Origin of the sequence: Amorphus orientalis, from assembly GCF_030814015.1 — a bacterium.
GTDB classification, from domain to species: Bacteria; Pseudomonadota; Alphaproteobacteria; order Rhizobiales; family Amorphaceae; genus Amorphus; species Amorphus orientalis.
In genome coordinates, this window is the sequence record NZ_JAUSUL010000003.1 from 451,383 (window position 1) to 468,576 (window position 17,194).

General features: G+C 65.7%; 16 protein-coding genes. 10 read left to right on the forward strand and 6 right to left on the reverse strand.

Annotated elements, in window-relative coordinates; translation table 11 throughout:
* Position 1: 1 nt before the first annotated feature.
* On the reverse strand, positions 2-2,032 hold the full coding sequence (locus J2S73_RS16520) for a hydantoinase/oxoprolinase family protein (RefSeq protein ID WP_306886721.1): 2,031 nt from the start codon (positions 2,030-2,032) through the stop codon (positions 2-4).
* 143 nt (positions 2,033-2,175) lie between these two features.
* Here J2S73_RS16520 and J2S73_RS16525 point away from each other — a divergent pair, with 143 nt between their 5' ends.
* Positions 2,176-2,958, forward strand: coding sequence for an IclR family transcriptional regulator (locus tag J2S73_RS16525; protein WP_306886722.1), 783 nt, complete (start codon positions 2,176-2,178; stop codon positions 2,956-2,958).
* A gap of 23 nt (positions 2,959-2,981) precedes the next feature.
* Here the strand turns inward: J2S73_RS16525 and J2S73_RS16530 are convergent, their stop codons facing one another.
* The 5 genes from J2S73_RS16530 to J2S73_RS16550 all read right to left on the reverse strand — a co-directional run bounded on the left by J2S73_RS16530 (position 2,982) and on the right by J2S73_RS16550 (position 7,323).
* Positions 2,982-4,292 carry a TRAP transporter large permease gene (locus tag J2S73_RS16530; RefSeq protein WP_306886723.1) on the reverse strand — a complete coding sequence of 437 codons (1,311 nt, stop codon included), beginning with the start codon at positions 4,290-4,292 and terminating at the stop codon, positions 2,982-2,984.
* Position 4,293: 1 nt separating this feature from the next.
* A complete protein-coding gene (locus J2S73_RS16535; RefSeq protein WP_306886724.1) occupies positions 4,294-4,815 on the reverse strand; it encodes a TRAP transporter small permease subunit in 522 nt (173 codons plus the stop codon).
* Between the two features lie 78 nt (positions 4,816-4,893).
* A complete protein-coding gene (gene dctP / locus J2S73_RS16540) occupies positions 4,894-5,919 on the reverse strand; it encodes a TRAP transporter substrate-binding protein DctP (protein ID WP_306886725.1) in 1,026 nt (341 codons plus the stop codon).
* A gap of 444 nt (positions 5,920-6,363) precedes the next feature.
* A complete protein-coding gene (locus J2S73_RS16545) occupies positions 6,364-6,795 on the reverse strand; it encodes an amidase family protein (RefSeq protein WP_306886726.1) in 432 nt (143 codons plus the stop codon).
* 90 nt (positions 6,796-6,885) lie between these two features.
* Positions 6,886-7,323: a VOC family protein gene (locus tag J2S73_RS16550; RefSeq protein ID WP_306886727.1), complete on the reverse strand. Its 438-nt coding sequence runs from the start codon at positions 7,321-7,323 to the stop codon at positions 6,886-6,888.
* Between the two features lie 102 nt (positions 7,324-7,425).
* Here J2S73_RS16550 and J2S73_RS16555 point away from each other — a divergent pair, with 102 nt between their 5' ends.
* From J2S73_RS16555 to J2S73_RS16595, 9 genes are all read left to right on the forward strand, one after another.
* Entirely contained in the window at positions 7,426-8,370 is a 945-nt protein-coding gene (locus J2S73_RS16555) for a LysR substrate-binding domain-containing protein (RefSeq protein ID WP_306886728.1), read from the forward strand.
* A gap of 114 nt (positions 8,371-8,484) precedes the next feature.
* Positions 8,485-9,468, forward strand: a complete 984-nt coding sequence (locus J2S73_RS16560) for an ABC transporter substrate-binding protein (protein ID WP_306886729.1) — start codon at positions 8,485-8,487, stop codon at positions 9,466-9,468.
* Positions 9,469-9,544: 76 nt separating this feature from the next.
* The gene (locus J2S73_RS16565) at positions 9,545-10,372 is read left to right on the forward strand and encodes an ABC transporter permease (protein ID WP_306886730.1); all 828 of its coding nucleotides are present in this window, start codon (positions 9,545-9,547) and stop codon (positions 10,370-10,372) included.
* Entirely contained in the window at positions 10,369-11,175 is an 807-nt protein-coding gene (locus J2S73_RS16570) for an ABC transporter ATP-binding protein (protein WP_306886731.1), read from the forward strand. Before J2S73_RS16565 ends, J2S73_RS16570 begins: the two co-directional genes overlap by 4 nt.
* A gap of 4 nt (positions 11,176-11,179) precedes the next feature.
* A complete protein-coding gene (locus J2S73_RS16575) occupies positions 11,180-11,923 on the forward strand; it encodes an ABC transporter permease (RefSeq protein WP_306886732.1) in 744 nt (247 codons plus the stop codon).
* 46 nt (positions 11,924-11,969) lie between these two features.
* A complete protein-coding gene (locus J2S73_RS16580; RefSeq protein WP_306886733.1) occupies positions 11,970-13,493 on the forward strand; it encodes an amidohydrolase family protein in 1,524 nt (507 codons plus the stop codon).
* Positions 13,494-13,497: 4 nt separating this feature from the next.
* A complete protein-coding gene (locus tag J2S73_RS16585; protein WP_306886734.1) occupies positions 13,498-14,343 on the forward strand; it encodes an FAD binding domain-containing protein in 846 nt (281 codons plus the stop codon).
* Complete coding sequence (locus tag J2S73_RS16590) at positions 14,330-14,824, forward strand: (2Fe-2S)-binding protein (RefSeq protein ID WP_370874451.1); 495 nt, start codon at positions 14,330-14,332, stop codon at positions 14,822-14,824. Before J2S73_RS16585 ends, J2S73_RS16590 begins: the two co-directional genes overlap by 14 nt.
* A complete protein-coding gene (locus tag J2S73_RS16595) occupies positions 14,817-17,174 on the forward strand; it encodes a xanthine dehydrogenase family protein molybdopterin-binding subunit (protein ID WP_306886735.1) in 2,358 nt (785 codons plus the stop codon). The genes J2S73_RS16590 and J2S73_RS16595 overlap by 8 nt, the downstream gene beginning before the upstream one ends.
* Positions 17,175-17,194: the final 20 nt, after the last annotated feature.

A 17,194-nucleotide genomic window follows, 5' to 3' on the forward strand; every position in this document is an offset into this window, starting at 1 on the left:
ATCAGCCCTGAAGCTCCACGACGATGTTGCCGATGGCGTCGATCCGGGCGGTCGATCTCGGATCGAGGACGAGGGTAGAATCCGGCTGCTCCACGATGGCCGGGCCGTCGATGACCGCATCGGCCGGCAGCGCTTCCCGCACGAAGATCGGCGTCTCGAGCCAGGACCCGTCGTAATAGACGCTGCGCGTCCCGCTCCGGGCCGCTTCCAGCGATCCTTCGCCCGGTCGGAAGGCCCGGAGATCGATCGCCTCGCGCCGCCCGATCAAGGTGGTGCGCACGTTCATCAGCATCGGGATCATTTCCGGCAGAGAGAGGTCGAAACGGTCCTCGTAGGCAGCGACGAAGGCTGCCAGCACGCGACCGGCATCGAAACCGCTCCCCTCGATGGGAATCTTCAGGACATGGGACTGGCCTCGGAACAGAAGATCGGCTTCGTGCCGGATCTCGACGGACCCGACGGTCACCTTCTCCCGCTCAAGAAGCTCCCGCCCGGATTGCTCCTGCGCCGACATGATCGCTTCGACCGCAGTGGGGTCGAGCGACGCCAGCGGCTGGTTGACGGTCTGCACGAAGTCATGGCGCACGTCGGCCAGGATGCAGCCGAGCGCGGACGTCAGGCCGGGGAAGCGCGGCACCACCACGCGCGGGATGCCGAGCTCGCGTGCGATCGCCACGGCGTGAAGCGGACCGGCGCCGCCATAGGGCATCAGGGCGAAGTCGCGCGGGTCGTTGCCCTTCTCGATCGAGATCAACCGGATTGCTCCGGCAAGCTCCGATATCGCCACCTCGAGCACGGCGGCCGCCGTCGCGATTTCGTCGAGGCCTAGCCGGTTTCCGATCGTCTCCTTCATCGCGGCTGCGATCCCGTCCAGCGGTGCCCGGGTGTCGCTGCCGGTGACGGAGTCGGGATTGAGCCTGCCCAGCAAAAAGTTCGCGTCCGTGATCGTCGGCTCGGTGCCGCCCCGGCCGTATCCGATGGGACCGGGAAACGATCCGGCGCTCTCGGGGCCGACACGGAGCATCCCCGCCTTGTCGAGGTGCGCTATCGACCCGCCGCCGGCGCCGACCGTGTGGATGTCGATCATCGGAACCCGAATCGGGACGGCGTAGGCGAGATCCTTCTCCGCCGTGATCACCGGCTCGCCGCCGACCACGAGAGCCACATCGAAAGAGGTTCCGCCCATGTCGCCGGTGATGATGTTGTCGATCTCGGCGGCCTTTGCGATCTCGGCAGCAGCGAGAACGCCGGCAGCCGGGCCCGACATCACCGTCTGGACCGCCTGCTCGGCGACCAGGGAAGACGCCATCATGCCGCCGTTGGCCTGCATGATCAGCAGTTCGTGGGCAAAGCCCTTGTCCTTCAGCTGGTCCGCGACGCTGTTGATGTAGCGCGACACCACAGGGCCGATGCCGGCATGGATCGCGGCGGTGGAGGCACGCTCGAACTCGCGGACCTCGCGGATGATCTCGTGCCCGGCCACCACGTGCTCGTTCGGCCAGATTTCGCGGACAAGCTCGGCCGCGCGGGCCTCGTGCGCATCGTTCACGTACGAATGCAGGAAGTGCACGACGACGGATTCGACGCCGGCGGCCAGCAGCGCCCTGGCCGCGGCGCGCACGCCGTCCTCGTCGAGCGGCGTCAGGACGCGCCCCTCGGCGTCTATCCGTTCTCCGACCTCCAGCCGGTGCTCACGCGCGATCAGGGGCTCGAAACTGCCCGCGAGCCCATAGGGCGTCGGCCGCGTCCGCCGGCCAAGCTCCAGCGTATCGCGGAAGCCACGCGTCGTGATCAGGCCGCAGAGGGCTCCCTTACGCTCCAGCACCGCGTTCGTGCCGGCTGTCGTGCCGTGCACCAGCCAGTCGATTGCCGACGCCGGTCCGCCGAGCTCCCCGATTCCCTGAAGGAAGCCGCGCGAGCGGTCGTCCACCGTCGTCGGCACCTTCGCGGTTCGGTAGCTGGATGTGGCGGAATCCAGGAGAAGGAAGTCGGTAAATGTTCCGCCGACATCGACCCCGACGCTAATCGTCATATGCCCTCTGCCCAAAGTTCCGTTTTTCGGAAAAATATCTCGATAAATGATATTAAATAGAACACCATTGTTGGTGTCAACGCGTGCAATCGCGTATTCGAGTCAGACACAAGAAGGTCTCGTCGAGGCAGGAAGGACTGGTGATGGCAGGTGACAGCCCGGGACCTATCGAGCGCTATCTTCAGATCCTGGAGATCGTTGCCGCGTCCACGCGTGGCCTCACCCTGACCGACATCTCGGGCCTCACCGGCCTGCCGAAGGCCACGGCGCACCGGCTGACGCGATCCTTGGTGGAGGCCGGCGCGCTGGCAACCGACGACACCTGGCACAAGACGTTTCGTGTGGGAGACCGGATGTGGCGGATGCTCCAGCTTGGGGCGAATCCGGCCGCAACCGCCGGCTTCGCACAGATCATTCTCGATGAACTCGCCGAACGTTTTCACGAGACCTGCTACGTGGTGCGACTCGGCCGCGACAACGTCCGCTCGATCGCGCGCAGCGCGCCGGACCAGGGCCATCGGCTCCACGTCCTGCCGGGCGAGGTTCTTCCGCCTCATGCCGCCGCATCGGCAAAGGCAATTCTCGCCTACCAGCCGGACGATGTGGTGGATCGCTTCCTGAAGGAGCCCTTCGAGAAGATGACAAGCCGCACGGTGACGTCGCCAAGCGAGGTGCGCGCAGAGCTCAGGAAGATCCGCGAGCAGGGGTTCGCGGTCTGCGACCGGGAAATCGACGACAATGTCATGGCCTATGCCTGCCCGATTCATATGAAATCCGCCGGCGTCATCTATTCGCTCGGCCTGACCGGACCGTGCACGCGGCTGCGTCAGCACCCCCAGGACATGTGGATCGCAGCGCTGAAGGACGCCGCCGATCGGCTGGCGCATATGTTCGATACGCAGTCGGAGACTGTCGGCACCTCCTGATCTTCAGCCTTGCCGCGGGTGCCCTAGAAGAGCGCGTTCGGCAGGGTCAGGACGATCTCGGGAAACACCATGCAGATCGCGACGGCGAGGATCATCAGCGCGATGAACGGCAGCACCGACTTGTAGATGTCGACCATCGTGACGGATGCCGGCGACACCCCGCGCAGATAGAAGAGGTTGTAGCCGAAGGGCGGCGTCAGGAAGCCGATTTCCATGTTGACGATATAGAGGATCCCGAACCAGACGGGATCGAAGCCGAGCTTGGTGATGATCGGCACGAAGATCGGAGCCGTGATCATGATGATGCCGACGGTGTCGAGGAGCATGCCCAGCAGGAGCAGGATGATCTGCATCCCGATGAGGATGACCCATCGGTTCACCTCCAGATCGAGCACGAGGCCTTCGATCAGCCGCGCCGCGCCCATCGCCGTGTAGAAGGTCGACAGCGCCGTCGCACCGATGATGATCCAGAAGATCATGCACGACAGAAGCAGTGTCTCCCGCGATGCGTCCTGGACGGATGCCCAGTCCAGACGGCGCAGGATGACCGCGGCCAGAATGGCACCGCCCGCGCCCACAGCCCCCGCTTCCGAAACGCTCGCCGTCCCGGTCAAAATCGAGCCCATCACCGCGGCGATCAGAAGGAACGGGAGCACCAGCCCCTTGAGGCTGCGCAGCTTCTCGCCCCACGAATAACGCTGCACGACGGACCCGCCGCTGCCGGCCGGATCGAACACGCCCCGCACCAGGAGATAGATGCAGAACAGGACCGCGATCAGCAGACCCGGCAGAACTCCGCCGGCGTAGAGCTTGCCGATCGAGGTGTTCGCCACGATGCCGTAGACGATCATGGTGACCGAGGGCGGAATCAGGATGCCCAGGGAGCCGCCGGCGGCGACGGATCCCAGCGCCACGCCCTTGCCGTAGCCGCGCTCCAGCATCGCGGGAACGGCCAGCATGCCCATGGAGATCGTCGCCGCGCCGCTGATCCCCGCCATCGCCGCGAACAGCGTGCAGATGATGATGGTCCCGATCCCGAGACCGCCGCGAAGGCCGCCGAAGAAACACTGCATCGTGTTGTAGAGGTCTTCCGCGATCTTCGCCCGCTGCAGCATTGCCGCCATGAAGATGAACAGCGGGATGGCCACATACTCGAAGCTTGACGCCGTGGCGAAGGCCTTGATCGGAAGCATGTTCAGGGCCATCGGGCTCCAGAACACGTAGATCATGCCGATCGACAGACCGCCGAGCGCGAGCGCGATCGGGACGCCGATGCCGAGCGCAAGAAGCATACCGCCAAACAGCAGCGCCGTGGTCAGGACGGGATCGGCCATCTCAGAGCCCCTCTTCGGGATCGGCCGCCGGCGTGTCGTCCTGCCAGGCGTGATAGAGATGGGAGATCCAGGCCAGAACCAGCAGGATCGCACCGACAGGGACCAAGCCCTTGGCCGCCCAGACGGGACCACCCCAGCCGCCGGTCGCCGAGCGCTCGCCCATGGCGAAGGACTTCAACGCGAATTCGCCGCCGAACTTGATCAACACCCCGCAGAAAAGCGCGAAGAGGATCGACGAGACCAGGGTGTCGACCAGGGCCCGGGTGCGGGCGCCGAAGCGATCGAACACCGCGTCCACCCGGACGAAGTTGCCTCGGGCCAGCGCCCACGGACCGCCCAGGAAGATCATGGCCACCAGAAGCCACGAGGACAGCTCGCCGGCCCAGGCCATGGAAACAGAGAAGAGATCCCGCGAGATCATTTCGGCGATCATGATGGCGATGATCACGAGGATCAGTAGCGCCACCAGCTTGCCGAGACCGGCGATGAACGCATCAATCACGGCAACGATACGTCGAAGCATCTCGGGCCGGTCCCCTCTTCAAGAAGCGGGCGGGGCTTCCCAATGGAAACCCCGCCTCAAACATCGGCCGCCGGGCCGTTACTGCTGCACCCGCCCCAGATCGACGAGGAAGCCGTTCAGCATGTCCACGCCACGCTTGGCGAGATCGCCCTCGTCGGCGTAAGCCTGCCACAACTCGCGGGCCTGCGCTTCCATCTCGGCCCACTCTTCCGGCGGGATCGTGGACACCTCGACGCCGGCCGCTTCCATTTCCTTCATCGCCTTGGCGTCGTTGTTCATCGACGTCGCGATGTAATCGAGCGACGAAGCGACTGCGGCTTCCTTCAGGATTGCCTGAATGTCGGCCGGCAGGCTCTCCCAGGCCGTCATGTTGACGGCGAAGAAGTTGTTCGGCACCGGCATCGGCGACGGCTGGACGTAGTATTTCGCGACCTCGTGGAAGGAGTTGTTCATGTTGCCGGCCGGGCTCGCCCACCGCGCGGCGTCGATCACGCCGGTGGCGAGCGCCGTGTAGATCTCGCCGCCGCCGAGAAAGACCGGGCTTGCGCCCATCTTCTCGTACCAATCGGCTTCCAGGCCGAAGGAGCGGATCTTCAGCCCTTCGAAATCCGCCATGGAGGTGATCGGCTTGGTCGACATGATGTCCCAGGACGGCGAAAGCTGCGGTCCCAGATAGTAGACGCCGTACGCCGAGTAGGCCTCACGCGCGAGATCGATGAACCCCTTCTTGTAGAAAAAGTTGAAGCGCTCCATCGGCGTGCGCAGGGAGCCCGGGACGCCGCTCTCCAGATTGGCGATTGGACCGAGCTTGCCGGAGTAGTAGCCCCCGGTCAGCACCGCCATTTCGGTAACGCCCGCACCGACAGCCTCAAGGCCGTCCTTCACCGGATAGAGCGCACCGACCGGGAAGATCTCGAACGTGATCTCGCCGCCCGACATCTCCGTGGCCAGGTCGGCGAACTGCTCCTTCAATGCGACATAGCCCGGCTCACCGGGGTTGAGATTGCTCTGAATGCGCCAGTGGAACTCTTCGGCCTCAGCGCCCGCCGCCACTCCGACAGCCATCGCGCAGGACAGCGCGATCCCGCAAACGCTCTTCATCATGGACATCATTCCCGCTCCAATGTTCCATTTTTCGAGATAATATCTTGTTTTTTGGGATTTTGTCACGGTGCCAACAGATCCGTCAAGCTCAACAAAGCGGCGGAGGCGCCATCGACGCGGGGGCACCCGTCCGGAGGCCGCTGTGGAAGCGGGGTCGGGACTGATGCAGAATGGAGGGGTCGACGCGGGGTGCGGGCGGGCCGCACGCCGGCACCGGGCCGGATGCGCTTCCGGTCGCGGACGTGCGCCGGCCGGATCCCGAGGGGAACGGACATCGGCTTCCCTCAGCGCATGGGCGTGTGTCATGGAGAGGGTGTCGCGGAGCGTATCAGGTCCAAATGCGGGGGACCACGCCGGGTGGCGCCCTGATCGTTGCAACGATCAGGGAAAGCGGCTGGATGGAGCCGGACTCCTTACCCCCGCCGTTCACGTCGGCCGTCGAACCTAGAGGGACGGACGTGCGCGCTTCTCATGGCCGGTGGCCCGTTCGTAGGCGCCGCCGAGCGATAGGAGCGAAATGTCGTCATGGGCGGAGGCCACGGCCTGAAGGCCGACGGGAAGGCCCTCCGACGACAGCTCCACGGGGATGGACGCCGCAGGGTTGCCTGTCAGGTTGAACGGATAGGTGAAGGTCGCCCACGAAACGATGTTCTTGTCCTCAAAGCCCGGCGAAAGGATGATGCCGTCGTCTTCCGCCGTGCCCGCCAGCGCCCGATGTGGGCGGGCGTCGGCGTTGCAGAGGTCGGGAAGACCGCGGCACGACCGAAATGAGGCTTGATGCCGAACAGGCAGATCAATCCGGCAGGGCTGCGCGCGTTCTTCCGGCCTGACGCAGCTAGGTCCATCGTGCGCATTTACTTGGCCCGCTCGGTGCACTCGGCCGCTTCGGAAACGCCTTAAGCCCTATTTCAAGGACTCAGCGGTCACCCCTTTATGGGAAGACCAGATCCTTTGTAGCTATACGGCTCAGGCTTGGAAAACCGCATCGTCTGACGCAAAACCCTTGAACTCAAGCGGGTTTCCCGATGGGTCAAGTATGAACAGCGTCGCCTGTTCTCCGGCTTCGCCTTTGAAGCGCACCTTGGGCTCCAGCACCCAGCGCGTGTCGGGATTGGACTTCAGACGATCAGCGAGAACAATCCACTGCTCCATGGTGAGCACGACCCCGAAATGGGGGATCGGAACGGCATCGCCGCCAACCAAACCCGTTTCGTCGCCCGCAAGCGATGCGGGCCTCAAATGCGCGGACATCTGATGGCCGTAGAGATCAAAATCAATCCAACGGCCGGGGTCTTCACGTCCGATCCCGCAGCCGAGCACATCGCGATAAAAGGTGCGCGTCGCCTCCAGATTGGTCACTGGGAAGGCAAGATGGAACGGGCGCGCTTTATCCTGAGCGGTCATGCTCTCTCCTCAAGTCTCGACTTCACCGGAGAAATAACGGCTCTCCGCGCTCGTTCAATTGCACTATGCTCATGCATCCATTCCAAAAACTCATGATGGATCATGTTGCATACCCGCTCTTCCCGAGTCCTCGCCGCCCTGCCCCTTTTTGATGCCTGCGCCCGGTTCAAGAGCTTCACGAAGGCCGCGCACCATCTGGATCTGACGCAGAGCGCGGTCAGCCGGCGTATGCAGGCGCTTGAGGCGGAGGTCGGCTCGACGCTGTTTTCACGTGGCGGTCGACGTCTCACCCTCACCCGCGACGGTGAACGCTTCTGGGACTACGCCACCGAAACGATGCGTCGCCTGGAAGCGACGACGCAGGATTTTGCGGAAAGCCTCCCCGGCATCCTTCGGATCGGAACCCTGCCCTCCATCGGCGCCATGTGGCTGACGCCGCGGCTGGGCCGATTTCTGGACGCTCACGCGCATGCGGCGATCGAACTCGTCACCATCGACGCCGATTTCGGCACCGACCGCAAAGACCCATTGAACTGGGACCCTGGCGCCATCGACATCGCGATCACCTGGGGCCGTGGCGGATGGGCTCCGTTGTTTTCCCAACGTCTCATGCCGGAGACGATGCTCGCCGTGGCGAGCCTCGAGTTCACCAAGCATCATGGGCTTGAAGCGCCGGGAGACTTGGCACGGGTGCGCAGGCTCAGCCACACGACCCGCGCCCAGGCGTGGTCCCGTTGGGGCGCGCGTCACGGAATCCAGCTCGATTCCGACACGGTCAATGCGCTCGCATTCGAGCACTTTTTCATGGTGCTTGAAGCTGCCCGGTCGGGATTGGGAGTCGCGCTTCTTCCGGAAATACTAGTCCGCAATGATATCGCGTCCGGACGCCTTGTCGCCGTTCCCGGCGCCGATTGGCTTACCGGGGCAAGCTACTGGTGCGTCTCCCGGCCGGCCGCCGCTAGCGCCCCTGTTCTCTCGGCATTCATCCGCTTTCTGCAGACGATCGCAAACGATCGAAAGCCATCCCCGGCGGCAAATGAGCTATAAATTAAAGAGAATAGTTTATTCGATCTTTCCATTGGTCTGATTAATCGAGCCCATGCGAGGCTGTCGGTCGTGCCGCAAATCTAGGCTGCGGTTGGACGTTCGCAGGAGATCCCCATGAACATGCTTAAACCGATTACGACGGCAGCTTTCTTCGTGATGACCGCCTTCGGCGCTCAAGCCCAGGATGTCGGCACCATCCGTATTGCCGAAGCCGACACCTTCTCCGCGGAAGACCTGATCCAGCTCATTGCGTACGAGCGCGCCAAGGAGCGCGGCGTCGACATCGAGCTGTCCTCGCTGCGGGCGGACGACATCGTGTTCCAGGCTGTCTTGAACGGACAGATCGATATGGGCGTCGGCGATTCCTACGAGCCGATCCTCAACCTCAACGCCCCGGTGCGCAACATCTACCAGATCCGAAAGCTCGCCTACATTCCAGTGAGCGACAAGACGATCCACCCGGACTGGGCTTCGCTCGACGGCAAGCCGTTCGTGGTGCATTCGCGCGGCTCCGGCACCGAGACCATGGCGCAGATCATCGAGGCCAACCGCGGCATCGAGTTCAGCGAAATCAGCTACGTGCCGGGCTCCGAAGTCCGCGTCGTCGCGATGCAGCAGGGCAACATCAAGGCGACCTTCCTGGACATGACCAGCGCGGGAATCCTGCTGGACAGCGATCCGGACCGGTTCGGCCGGCTGCCGATGGATGGCGTCGACGCCTCCGACTCCACCCTCTACGCCAACACTGAATTCCTTCAGAGCAACCCGGAAGCGGTCCAGATCTTGCTTGAGGAGCTCCTGAAGGCTGCCAAGGCGACCGTCGCCGACCCCTCCTGGCCGGCCGCCCAGCGCGAAGAGCTCGGACTGCTGCCTGACCTGAGCGATGAGGAAGTGGCTGACATCACGCCGTTCTTCGAGGCGGCCGTCGAGGCGGGGATCTTCCCGACAGACGGCGGCGGCGAGGCCGCGGCGAAGTCGGACATCCAGTTCCTGGCCAAGGCCGGCAAGATGGACACGTCCGCTGCGGAAGACCTGGAGACGGTCTGGGACTTCGGTCCTCTCGACGCGGCCCTCAAGTCCGTCGGCGGCTCCAACTGAGCCGACGCCAATCCCGACTGCGCCCGGCCCGTCCGGGCGCAGTTTCCGTTGCCCATCGCGAGGTCTGAACGAGACGATGTCCGCCGATACGGTCGCCCATCCTCCGATCTCCGCGGGACCCGCCGCGTCCCCGCAGAGCCGGGCCCGGAACCTTCCGCCGATTGCCTGGAAGGTCCTCTCGTTCGTGATCTTCTTCGGCATCTGGGAGATTGCGGGTCGCATTCCGGTCAGCCTCGCCTTTCCGCCCTTCAGTGAGGTCATGCTGGCCCTGGTTCGACTGATGGCGAGCGGCGAACTGTTCACCGCCTACAGGCGCACGCTGCCGCCCCTTGCCATTGGCCTTGCCATCACCTCGGTGCTCGGGGTCGGGCTTGGCGTCGCAATGGGCCTCTCGCGGCTCTCCGAGTGGGCGCTGTTTCCGCCCATGATCATCATGCAAACCGCGCCAATGGCCGCGATCATCCCGTTGATCACTTATGCCTACGGGATCGGCATAACGGCCAAGGTCATCGCCGTCGTTATCCTGAGCCTGCCGATGGTGACGCTGAACTCCTACAACGGCATCCGCTACACCTCCGCCTCGCTTCTAGAGATGACGTGCTCCTTCATGGGAACACGGCGCCAGCAGGTCACCAAGATCATGCTTCCCCACGCCAGCGGTATGATCTTCGCAGGCCTTCGGCTCGGCATCTCCGGCGGCTTCATCGGCATTGTCCTCGCCGAACTCCTGATCACGCCCACCGGCATCGGCGACATCATCAGCTACTACCGCTCGATCGCGCGCTACGCGGAAATGTTCGCTGCGATTTTCTCCATCATCGCCTTCGCAACGTTGGTGCTGACCGGCCTTCAGGTCGTCGAGCGCCGGATCTTCAAGGCCCTCGGCCAGGGGAGCGCCAAGTGACCACCATCAGCGCCATTCGCACGGCGGAGATCGAACCAGCCAAGGTCGACGCGATCGTCAAGGCCGTTTCCATCTCCAAGCGCTACGGCGACGGGACCGAGGCGCTCTCCGACGTCTCGATCGAGTTCCGGCGCGGCGAACTGACCACGCTGCTCGGGCCTTCCGGCTGCGGCAAGACCACGCTGCTCAAGATCATCGCGGGACTGTTGCCGCCCACCGACGGCGAGGTCCGGGTCAACAACAAGACCGTCTACGGTCCCGGCCCCGAGCGCGCCTTCGTGTTCCAGGACTTCGCGCTCATGCCTTGGGCCACGGTCCTGCGCAACGTCGCGTTCGGGCTCGAACTGAGGGGGACCCCGAAGTCCGAGCGAGAGGACGTGGCCCGGCGCTACATCAAGAGTGTCGGTCTCGCAGGATCGGAGCACAAATTCCCGAGCGAGCTCTCCGGCGGCATGCGCCAGCGCGCCGGCCTCGCCCGGGCACTCACCGTCAACGCCGACGTCCTCCTGATGGACGAACCCTTCTCCGCGATCGACGAGCAGATGCGCCGCAAGCTGCAGGAGGACTTGTTGGAACTCCTGCGCGAAGAGAAGAAGTCGGTGATCTTCGTCACCCACTCGATCGAGGAGGCGGTCTATCTCTCTGACCAGATCGTGCTCTTGACCCGCAACCCCGGCCGCGTGGTCAAGTCGATCCGACCCGGCTTCGACCGCGCAGCTGGTCCGGACGCGGTGCGCCGCGATCAGCGCTATCTTGATGCGGTCGACGATATCTGGTCGCAGCTCAAGCAGTATCTGAGCTGAACCGATGGCCGGACGTCTTCCCATCCTGCTGTCACTGCTGACCTGGGCGATTCTCTGGGAGCTGGCGACCCGGATAGCCGGCAGCACGATGTTCCCGCCGCTGAGCACGATCCTGTTGACGGTCGGCGACGTGGTTCAGCTCAAGTCGTTTCAGACCGCGCTGGTCGTCACCGCCCGCGCCTTCGTGATCGGAATGGCGCTGGCGCTCGTTGTCGGGATTCCGGTCGGCGCGCTGATGGGCCGCTTCTCCGCCGCCGACAAGATCCTGAACGTCTGGGTGAACATCTTCATCTCGGCGCCGCTGACGGCCGTCGTGCCGGCGCTGATGCCGCTGCTCGGGATCGGTGAAACGACCGTGGTCGCGACGGTCTTCCTGTTCGCGGTCTGGGTGATCATCATCGACACCCGCGAGGGCATCCAGGGTGTGAGCCCGTCCCTCGTCGAGATGGCACGCTCCAACGGCGCCACCCGCTTCCAGATGTTCTGGAAGATCCTGCTGCCGTCCGCGATGCCCGAGGTGATGACCGGGGTCCGGCTCGGCGTCGTCCGCGGCGTGAAGGGCGTCATCATCGGCCAGATCGTGATCGCGCTGGTCGGCTTCGGCGCCCTGTTCGAGACCTATCTGCAGACCTTCCAGATGACCCGCTTCTGGGCGCTGGTGCTGGTCGTGTTCTCGCTCGGCTTCGTTCTCGTCGAGCTCGTCGGCCTTCTGGAAAAGCGCCTGACCTTCCACGCAAAGTCGCGCTGACGTCGGCTTTCTCCCTTCTGTCGTCTTGCTCGGAGGCCCGTTCGGTATGGCCGGCTGTTCCCTTCTGATCCGCAACGGTCTCGTCCTCGTCGACGGCGGCGACCCGCATCGCCCGCAGCAGGCCGAAATCCTGGTGAAGGACGGCGTCATCGCGGCAATCGGGGATCAGGCGGTTGTCGGGGCGGCAGCGATCCCGGGGATCACGGAGATTGACGCCGGCGGCAAGCTGGTGTCGCCGGGCTTCATCAACGCGCACTATCATTCCCACGACACGCTGGCGAAGGGGCTGATGGAGCAGAAGCCGCTGGAGACCTGGCGGCTTCTGGCGCTGCCGCCGCAGTATCCCAAGCGCAGCCGCGAGGAAATCAAGGCCCGCACCCTCCTCGGCGCGCTCGAATGCCTGCGCTCAGGGATGACCACCGTGCAGGACATGGTCACGCTCTATCCGTTCGACGAGGAGCACCTGGACGCAGTGCTGGAGGCCTATGACGAAATCGGCCTGCGCGCCGTCGTCGCCCTTCAGTACGCCGACATCAAAGGGATCAACACGATCCCGTTCTGGAAGGAGGTCTTCCCGAAGGAGCTGCACGGCCAGCTCTCCACGGCGGCCGAACCCGATGCGCGGATCGACCAGCTGGCCTACTTCGAGGACACCTTCCTGAAGAAGCCCTGCCAGTTCGAGCGGATCACCTGGGCGCTGGGTCCCTCCGCGCCGGAACGCTGCACCAGCGATCTGATCGCCCGCACGGTGGCGCTCTCTGAGACCTACGACCTGCCGATCTTCACCCACATCTACGAATCCAAGGGCATGGCACTGCAGGCCCGCATGGAATACCCGGAGCACGGCGGCTCGCTGATCCGGCGTCTCGACGAGGAAGGCCTGCTCGGCCCGCGGCTCAACCTGGCCCACTCGGTCTGGCTGCAGGACGCGGAGATCGAGCTCCTCGGCGAGACCGGCACCAACGTCGTGATCAACCCGCTCAGCAACATGAAGCTCAAGAGCGGCATCCCGCCGATCCTGGAGCTGCAGCGGGCCGGTGTCTCCCTGGCGCTCGGCTGCGACAACTGTTCGTGCAGCGATGCCCAGAACATCTTCCAGGCGATGAAGCTGTTCGGGCTGATGGTGCACATCAGCGACGATCAGGACCAGACCCCGCAGGCCGAGGCAGCCTTCGATGCGGCAACCACCGGCGGTGCCCATGCCGTCAACCGCGACGCCGATCTCGGCCGGATCAAGGTGGGAGCGCGCGGTGACCTGGTCCTCTTCGACCTGACCGATCCGTCCTACGTGCCTCTCAACAGCGCGGTCCGCCAGATTGTCTACACAGAAGGCGGCCGTGGCGTGGACACGGTGATCGTCGACGGCCGTGTGGTGATCGACGACGGCGAGCTGAAGACGATGGACCAGGCCAAGCTGCTGGAGCAGATCATGGCCGTGGTGCCGCAGTTCCGCGAGGACTACGCCCAGATTGAGAAACGGGTCGACAAGCTACAGCCCTATCTCGACGAGGCGCACCGCAGGATCTGGGCGGCCGACGTCGGCGGAAACCGCCTGTTCACCGGCCACTGATCCGATGAAGCCGGCGCCGTTCGCCTATCTCCGGCCGGACAGCCTGGAGGCAGCGCTGGAGGCCCTCGACGAGCACGGCGCCGACGCCGCGATCCTCGCCGGCGGCCAGAGCCTGATGCCGGAGCTCGCCACCCGCGTGCGGGCGCCTAAGGTGCTCGTCGACGTCAACCGGATCGGAGCGGCCCACGCGATGATCTCGGCTGACAGCGAAAGCCTGACCATCGGCGCGAACGCCCGCCACCGGGATGTGGTTGGCGACGCCACCGTGGCGCGGACGGTCCCGATGCTCGCCCACGCCGGTACGCTGATCGGCAACGTCGCGATCCGCAACCGGGGAACTTTCGGCGGCTCCATCGCCCACGCCGACCCGTCGGCCGAGTGGCCGCTGTGCCTCCTGGCCCTCGACGGGCGGATCACCGTCGCCTCGACTTCCGCCACACGCTCGATTGCGGCCGAGACCTTCTTCACCGGCCGCAATGCGACCTCGCGTGGAGCAGACGAGATGGTGGTCTCCGCGACCGTTCCGATTCCCGACTTCGCGTTCTTTGACGAGATCGCGCTGCGGCCGACGGCACCGGCGATTGCGAGCCTCTCCCTGTCCCGGGCACGTGACGGGACGATCCGGACCGCGCTCGGCGCAGTTGCCGACCGGCCGATCCTGATCGCGGCAACGGCACTTGCCGCGCTCGCGCCCGATCCGGACTGGCGCGCCGTGCGCGCGGTCGCCGAAGCGGAGATCGGCGACCTGTTTCCGGTGTCTGACCGGACGTACCGGCTTCATCTCGTCATGACCCTGCTCGGGCGCGCCGCCCGGGCCCTTCGGAAGGTGTCCGACCCTGACCAGTCCTGAGCCCTTTCGCACCATCACCTGCCGCGTGAACGGGATCGCTCGGACCGAGGCCGTTCCCGTCCGCATGAGCCTCGCCGACTTCCTGCGCGACGTCCTCGGACTGACGGGCACGCATCTCGGCTGCGAGGAGGGCCAGTGCGGCGCCTGCACCGTGGTCTCCGACGGCGCTACCGTGCGCGCGTGCCTGCTGCTCGCCGTCCAGGCCGACGGAATGGCGATCGAAACCATCGAGGGTGCGAGCGACAGCGGCCGGCTGAAGGATCTGCAGGAAGCGTTCTATGCCCGCAGTGCGCTCCAGTGCGGTTTTTGCACGTCCGGCATCCTGCTGACGGCCGACGCGATGCTGCGTGACGACAGGCCGGTCGACCGGCGCGCGATCCGCGAGGGGCTGACCGGTCACATCTGCCGCTGCACCGGCTACCATGCCATCGTCGACGCGATCGCCGAGACTGCCGAACAGCGGGCGACCTGCGATGGGTGAGCTCGGACGTCCCGGCGTCCTCGGCGGCCGGGTCCCGGTGCCCCGGACGAAACGGCTTCTGGCCGGTCGCGGGCGATACACGTCGGACATTGCCGCGCCGACCGCGCTCGCCGCCGCCTTCCTGCGCTCGCCGCACGCCCACGCACGGATCGTCTCGATCGACACCGAGACGGCGAAGGCGCTTCCCGGTGTCGTGGCCCTCATGACCGGTCGCGACCTGGCGGACACCGTCGCCGGCTTCGCGGCAACGACCGCCGTCCATCCGGAGATGAAGGTGCCACTCCAGCGTGCGCTCGCCGTCGACGTCGCCCGCTGGCACGGTGAACCCGTCGCCGTGGTCGTCGCCGACACCCGCGCCCGTGCCGAGGATGCAGTCGCCGCGATCGCGGTCGCGTGGGAGCCCCTGCCCGCTGTGACCGATCCGGCCACCGCAGCTGACGCGCCGCCGATCCACCCGGATCTTGGCACCAACGTCGCACTTCATCTCGAACAGGCGAGCGACGGTGCGGCGGCGGTGTTCGAGTGCGCCGACCGGGTCGTCGAGCGCACCTTCAGCTTCAACCGGCAGACCGGTGTGCCGATGGAGCCGCGCGCGATCCTCGCCGATTTCGATCCGAACGAAGGCCGGCTGCAGGTGGTGATGAGCCACCAGTGTCCGCATCAGATGCAGGTGGAGTTCGCCCGCCTTCTCGGCCTCGCCCAGCACCGCGTGCGGATCACCACGCCGGACGTCGGCGGCGCCTTCGGCGTGAAGCAGCAGCTCTACGGGGACGAGTTGGCGGTGGCCGCCGCGTCGGTCGCCCTCGAACGCCCGGTCCGCTTCGTTGCCGACCGGGCCGAGGCGATGCTGTCGGACATCCAGGCCCGCGAGCACGTCGTCGGGGCCCGGATCGCCCTCGACGAAGACGGCGCCATCACCGGCTTTGCGGTCGACGACGTCTACGCGATCGGCCCCTATCTTCAGTATCCCCGCTCCAACCTCGGCGAGTGCCGGGCACTGATGACCCTGACCGGCGCGCCCTACGGCTTCGATGCGTTCGCGGCGACCGCCGACATCGTGTTCCAGACCAAGGCGATGGCCGGCCACTATCGCGGCGTCGGCCATCCGCTCGCCTGCACCGTCACTGAGGCGCTGATCGACGAGGCGGCAAGAGCCTCGGGGCGCGACCGGATCGAGATGCGCAAGGCGCAGATCGTGCGCAGCTTCCCTCATCGATCGCCGACCGGAGTCGTGTTCGAGCGCCTCGCCTTCGCCGAGTGTTTCGAGGCGCTGGGCGCGAAGGTCGGCCTTCCCGCCATCGCCGCCGAGGTCGAGGACGCCCGGCATGCCGGCCGGATTCTGGGCTGGGGCATTGCCGCCTTCGTCGAGCAGACCGCGCGCGGCCCGGGCTTCTACGGTCAGGGCGGACAGGCCGTGTCCAGCCGCGACGGCGCCGTGGTCCGGCTCGAGCCTTCCGGCACGATCCGCTGCCTCTCCAGCGTCACCGAGCAGGGCCAGGGAACGGAGACCGGTGTCCGGCAGCTCGTGGCGCGGGCGCTCGGCCTGCCGATGGACGACGTCGAGATGATCACCGGCGACACCGCGACGACGCCTCACGGCGGCGGCACCTGGGGGTCGCGGGCGATGGCCATCGGCGGCCAGGCCGCCTGGGATGCGGCCATGATCCTGCGCGCGGAGATCCTGCGGTTGGCCGGTCTCTTGACCCAGCGCCCGCCGGAAGCGCTCGACCTGCGCAACGGGAACGTCGTGGACAGCGAAACCGGCTCAGCCCTGATCATGCTCGCCGATCTTGCTGCGATGGCGCACTTCCAGCACTACCAGTTCGGCACCGACCACCAGCCGCAACTGTCGGCCAGCGCCGAATACGGCCCGCTTAACCAGCCGTTCCGTGCCGGCACGGGCATCCAGCTCTCAGTGGTGGAGATTGATCCCGGCACGGGTCAGCTCGTGCTGCTCCGCCATCTGGTCGTTCACGAGGCCGGGCGCGTGGTGAATCCGCTGCTGGTCGATGAGCAGATCCGGGGCGGTGTCGCCCAGGGGCTCGGCGCGGCCCTGTTCGAGCACTGCGCCTATGACGAGGACGGCCGGGCGCAGGCGACCTCGCTTTCCCGCTACATCGTGCCGATGGCCATCGACCTGCCGGACATCGAACTCGTCCACGCGGCAAGTCCGGCCTTCACCGATGACGGGCTCGGCATCGTCGGCGTTGGCGAGGCCGGCACGGTTGGCGCCGGTGCGGCCCTCCTGAACGCGGTCAATGACGCGCTTGCGGCGACAGGCGGCCGGGAATCCGTGTTCGCGTTTCCGTTGACGCCGCAGCGGATCCTGGCCGCCCTCGGCGTCCTTTAGCTCATCATGATGGTTAATGC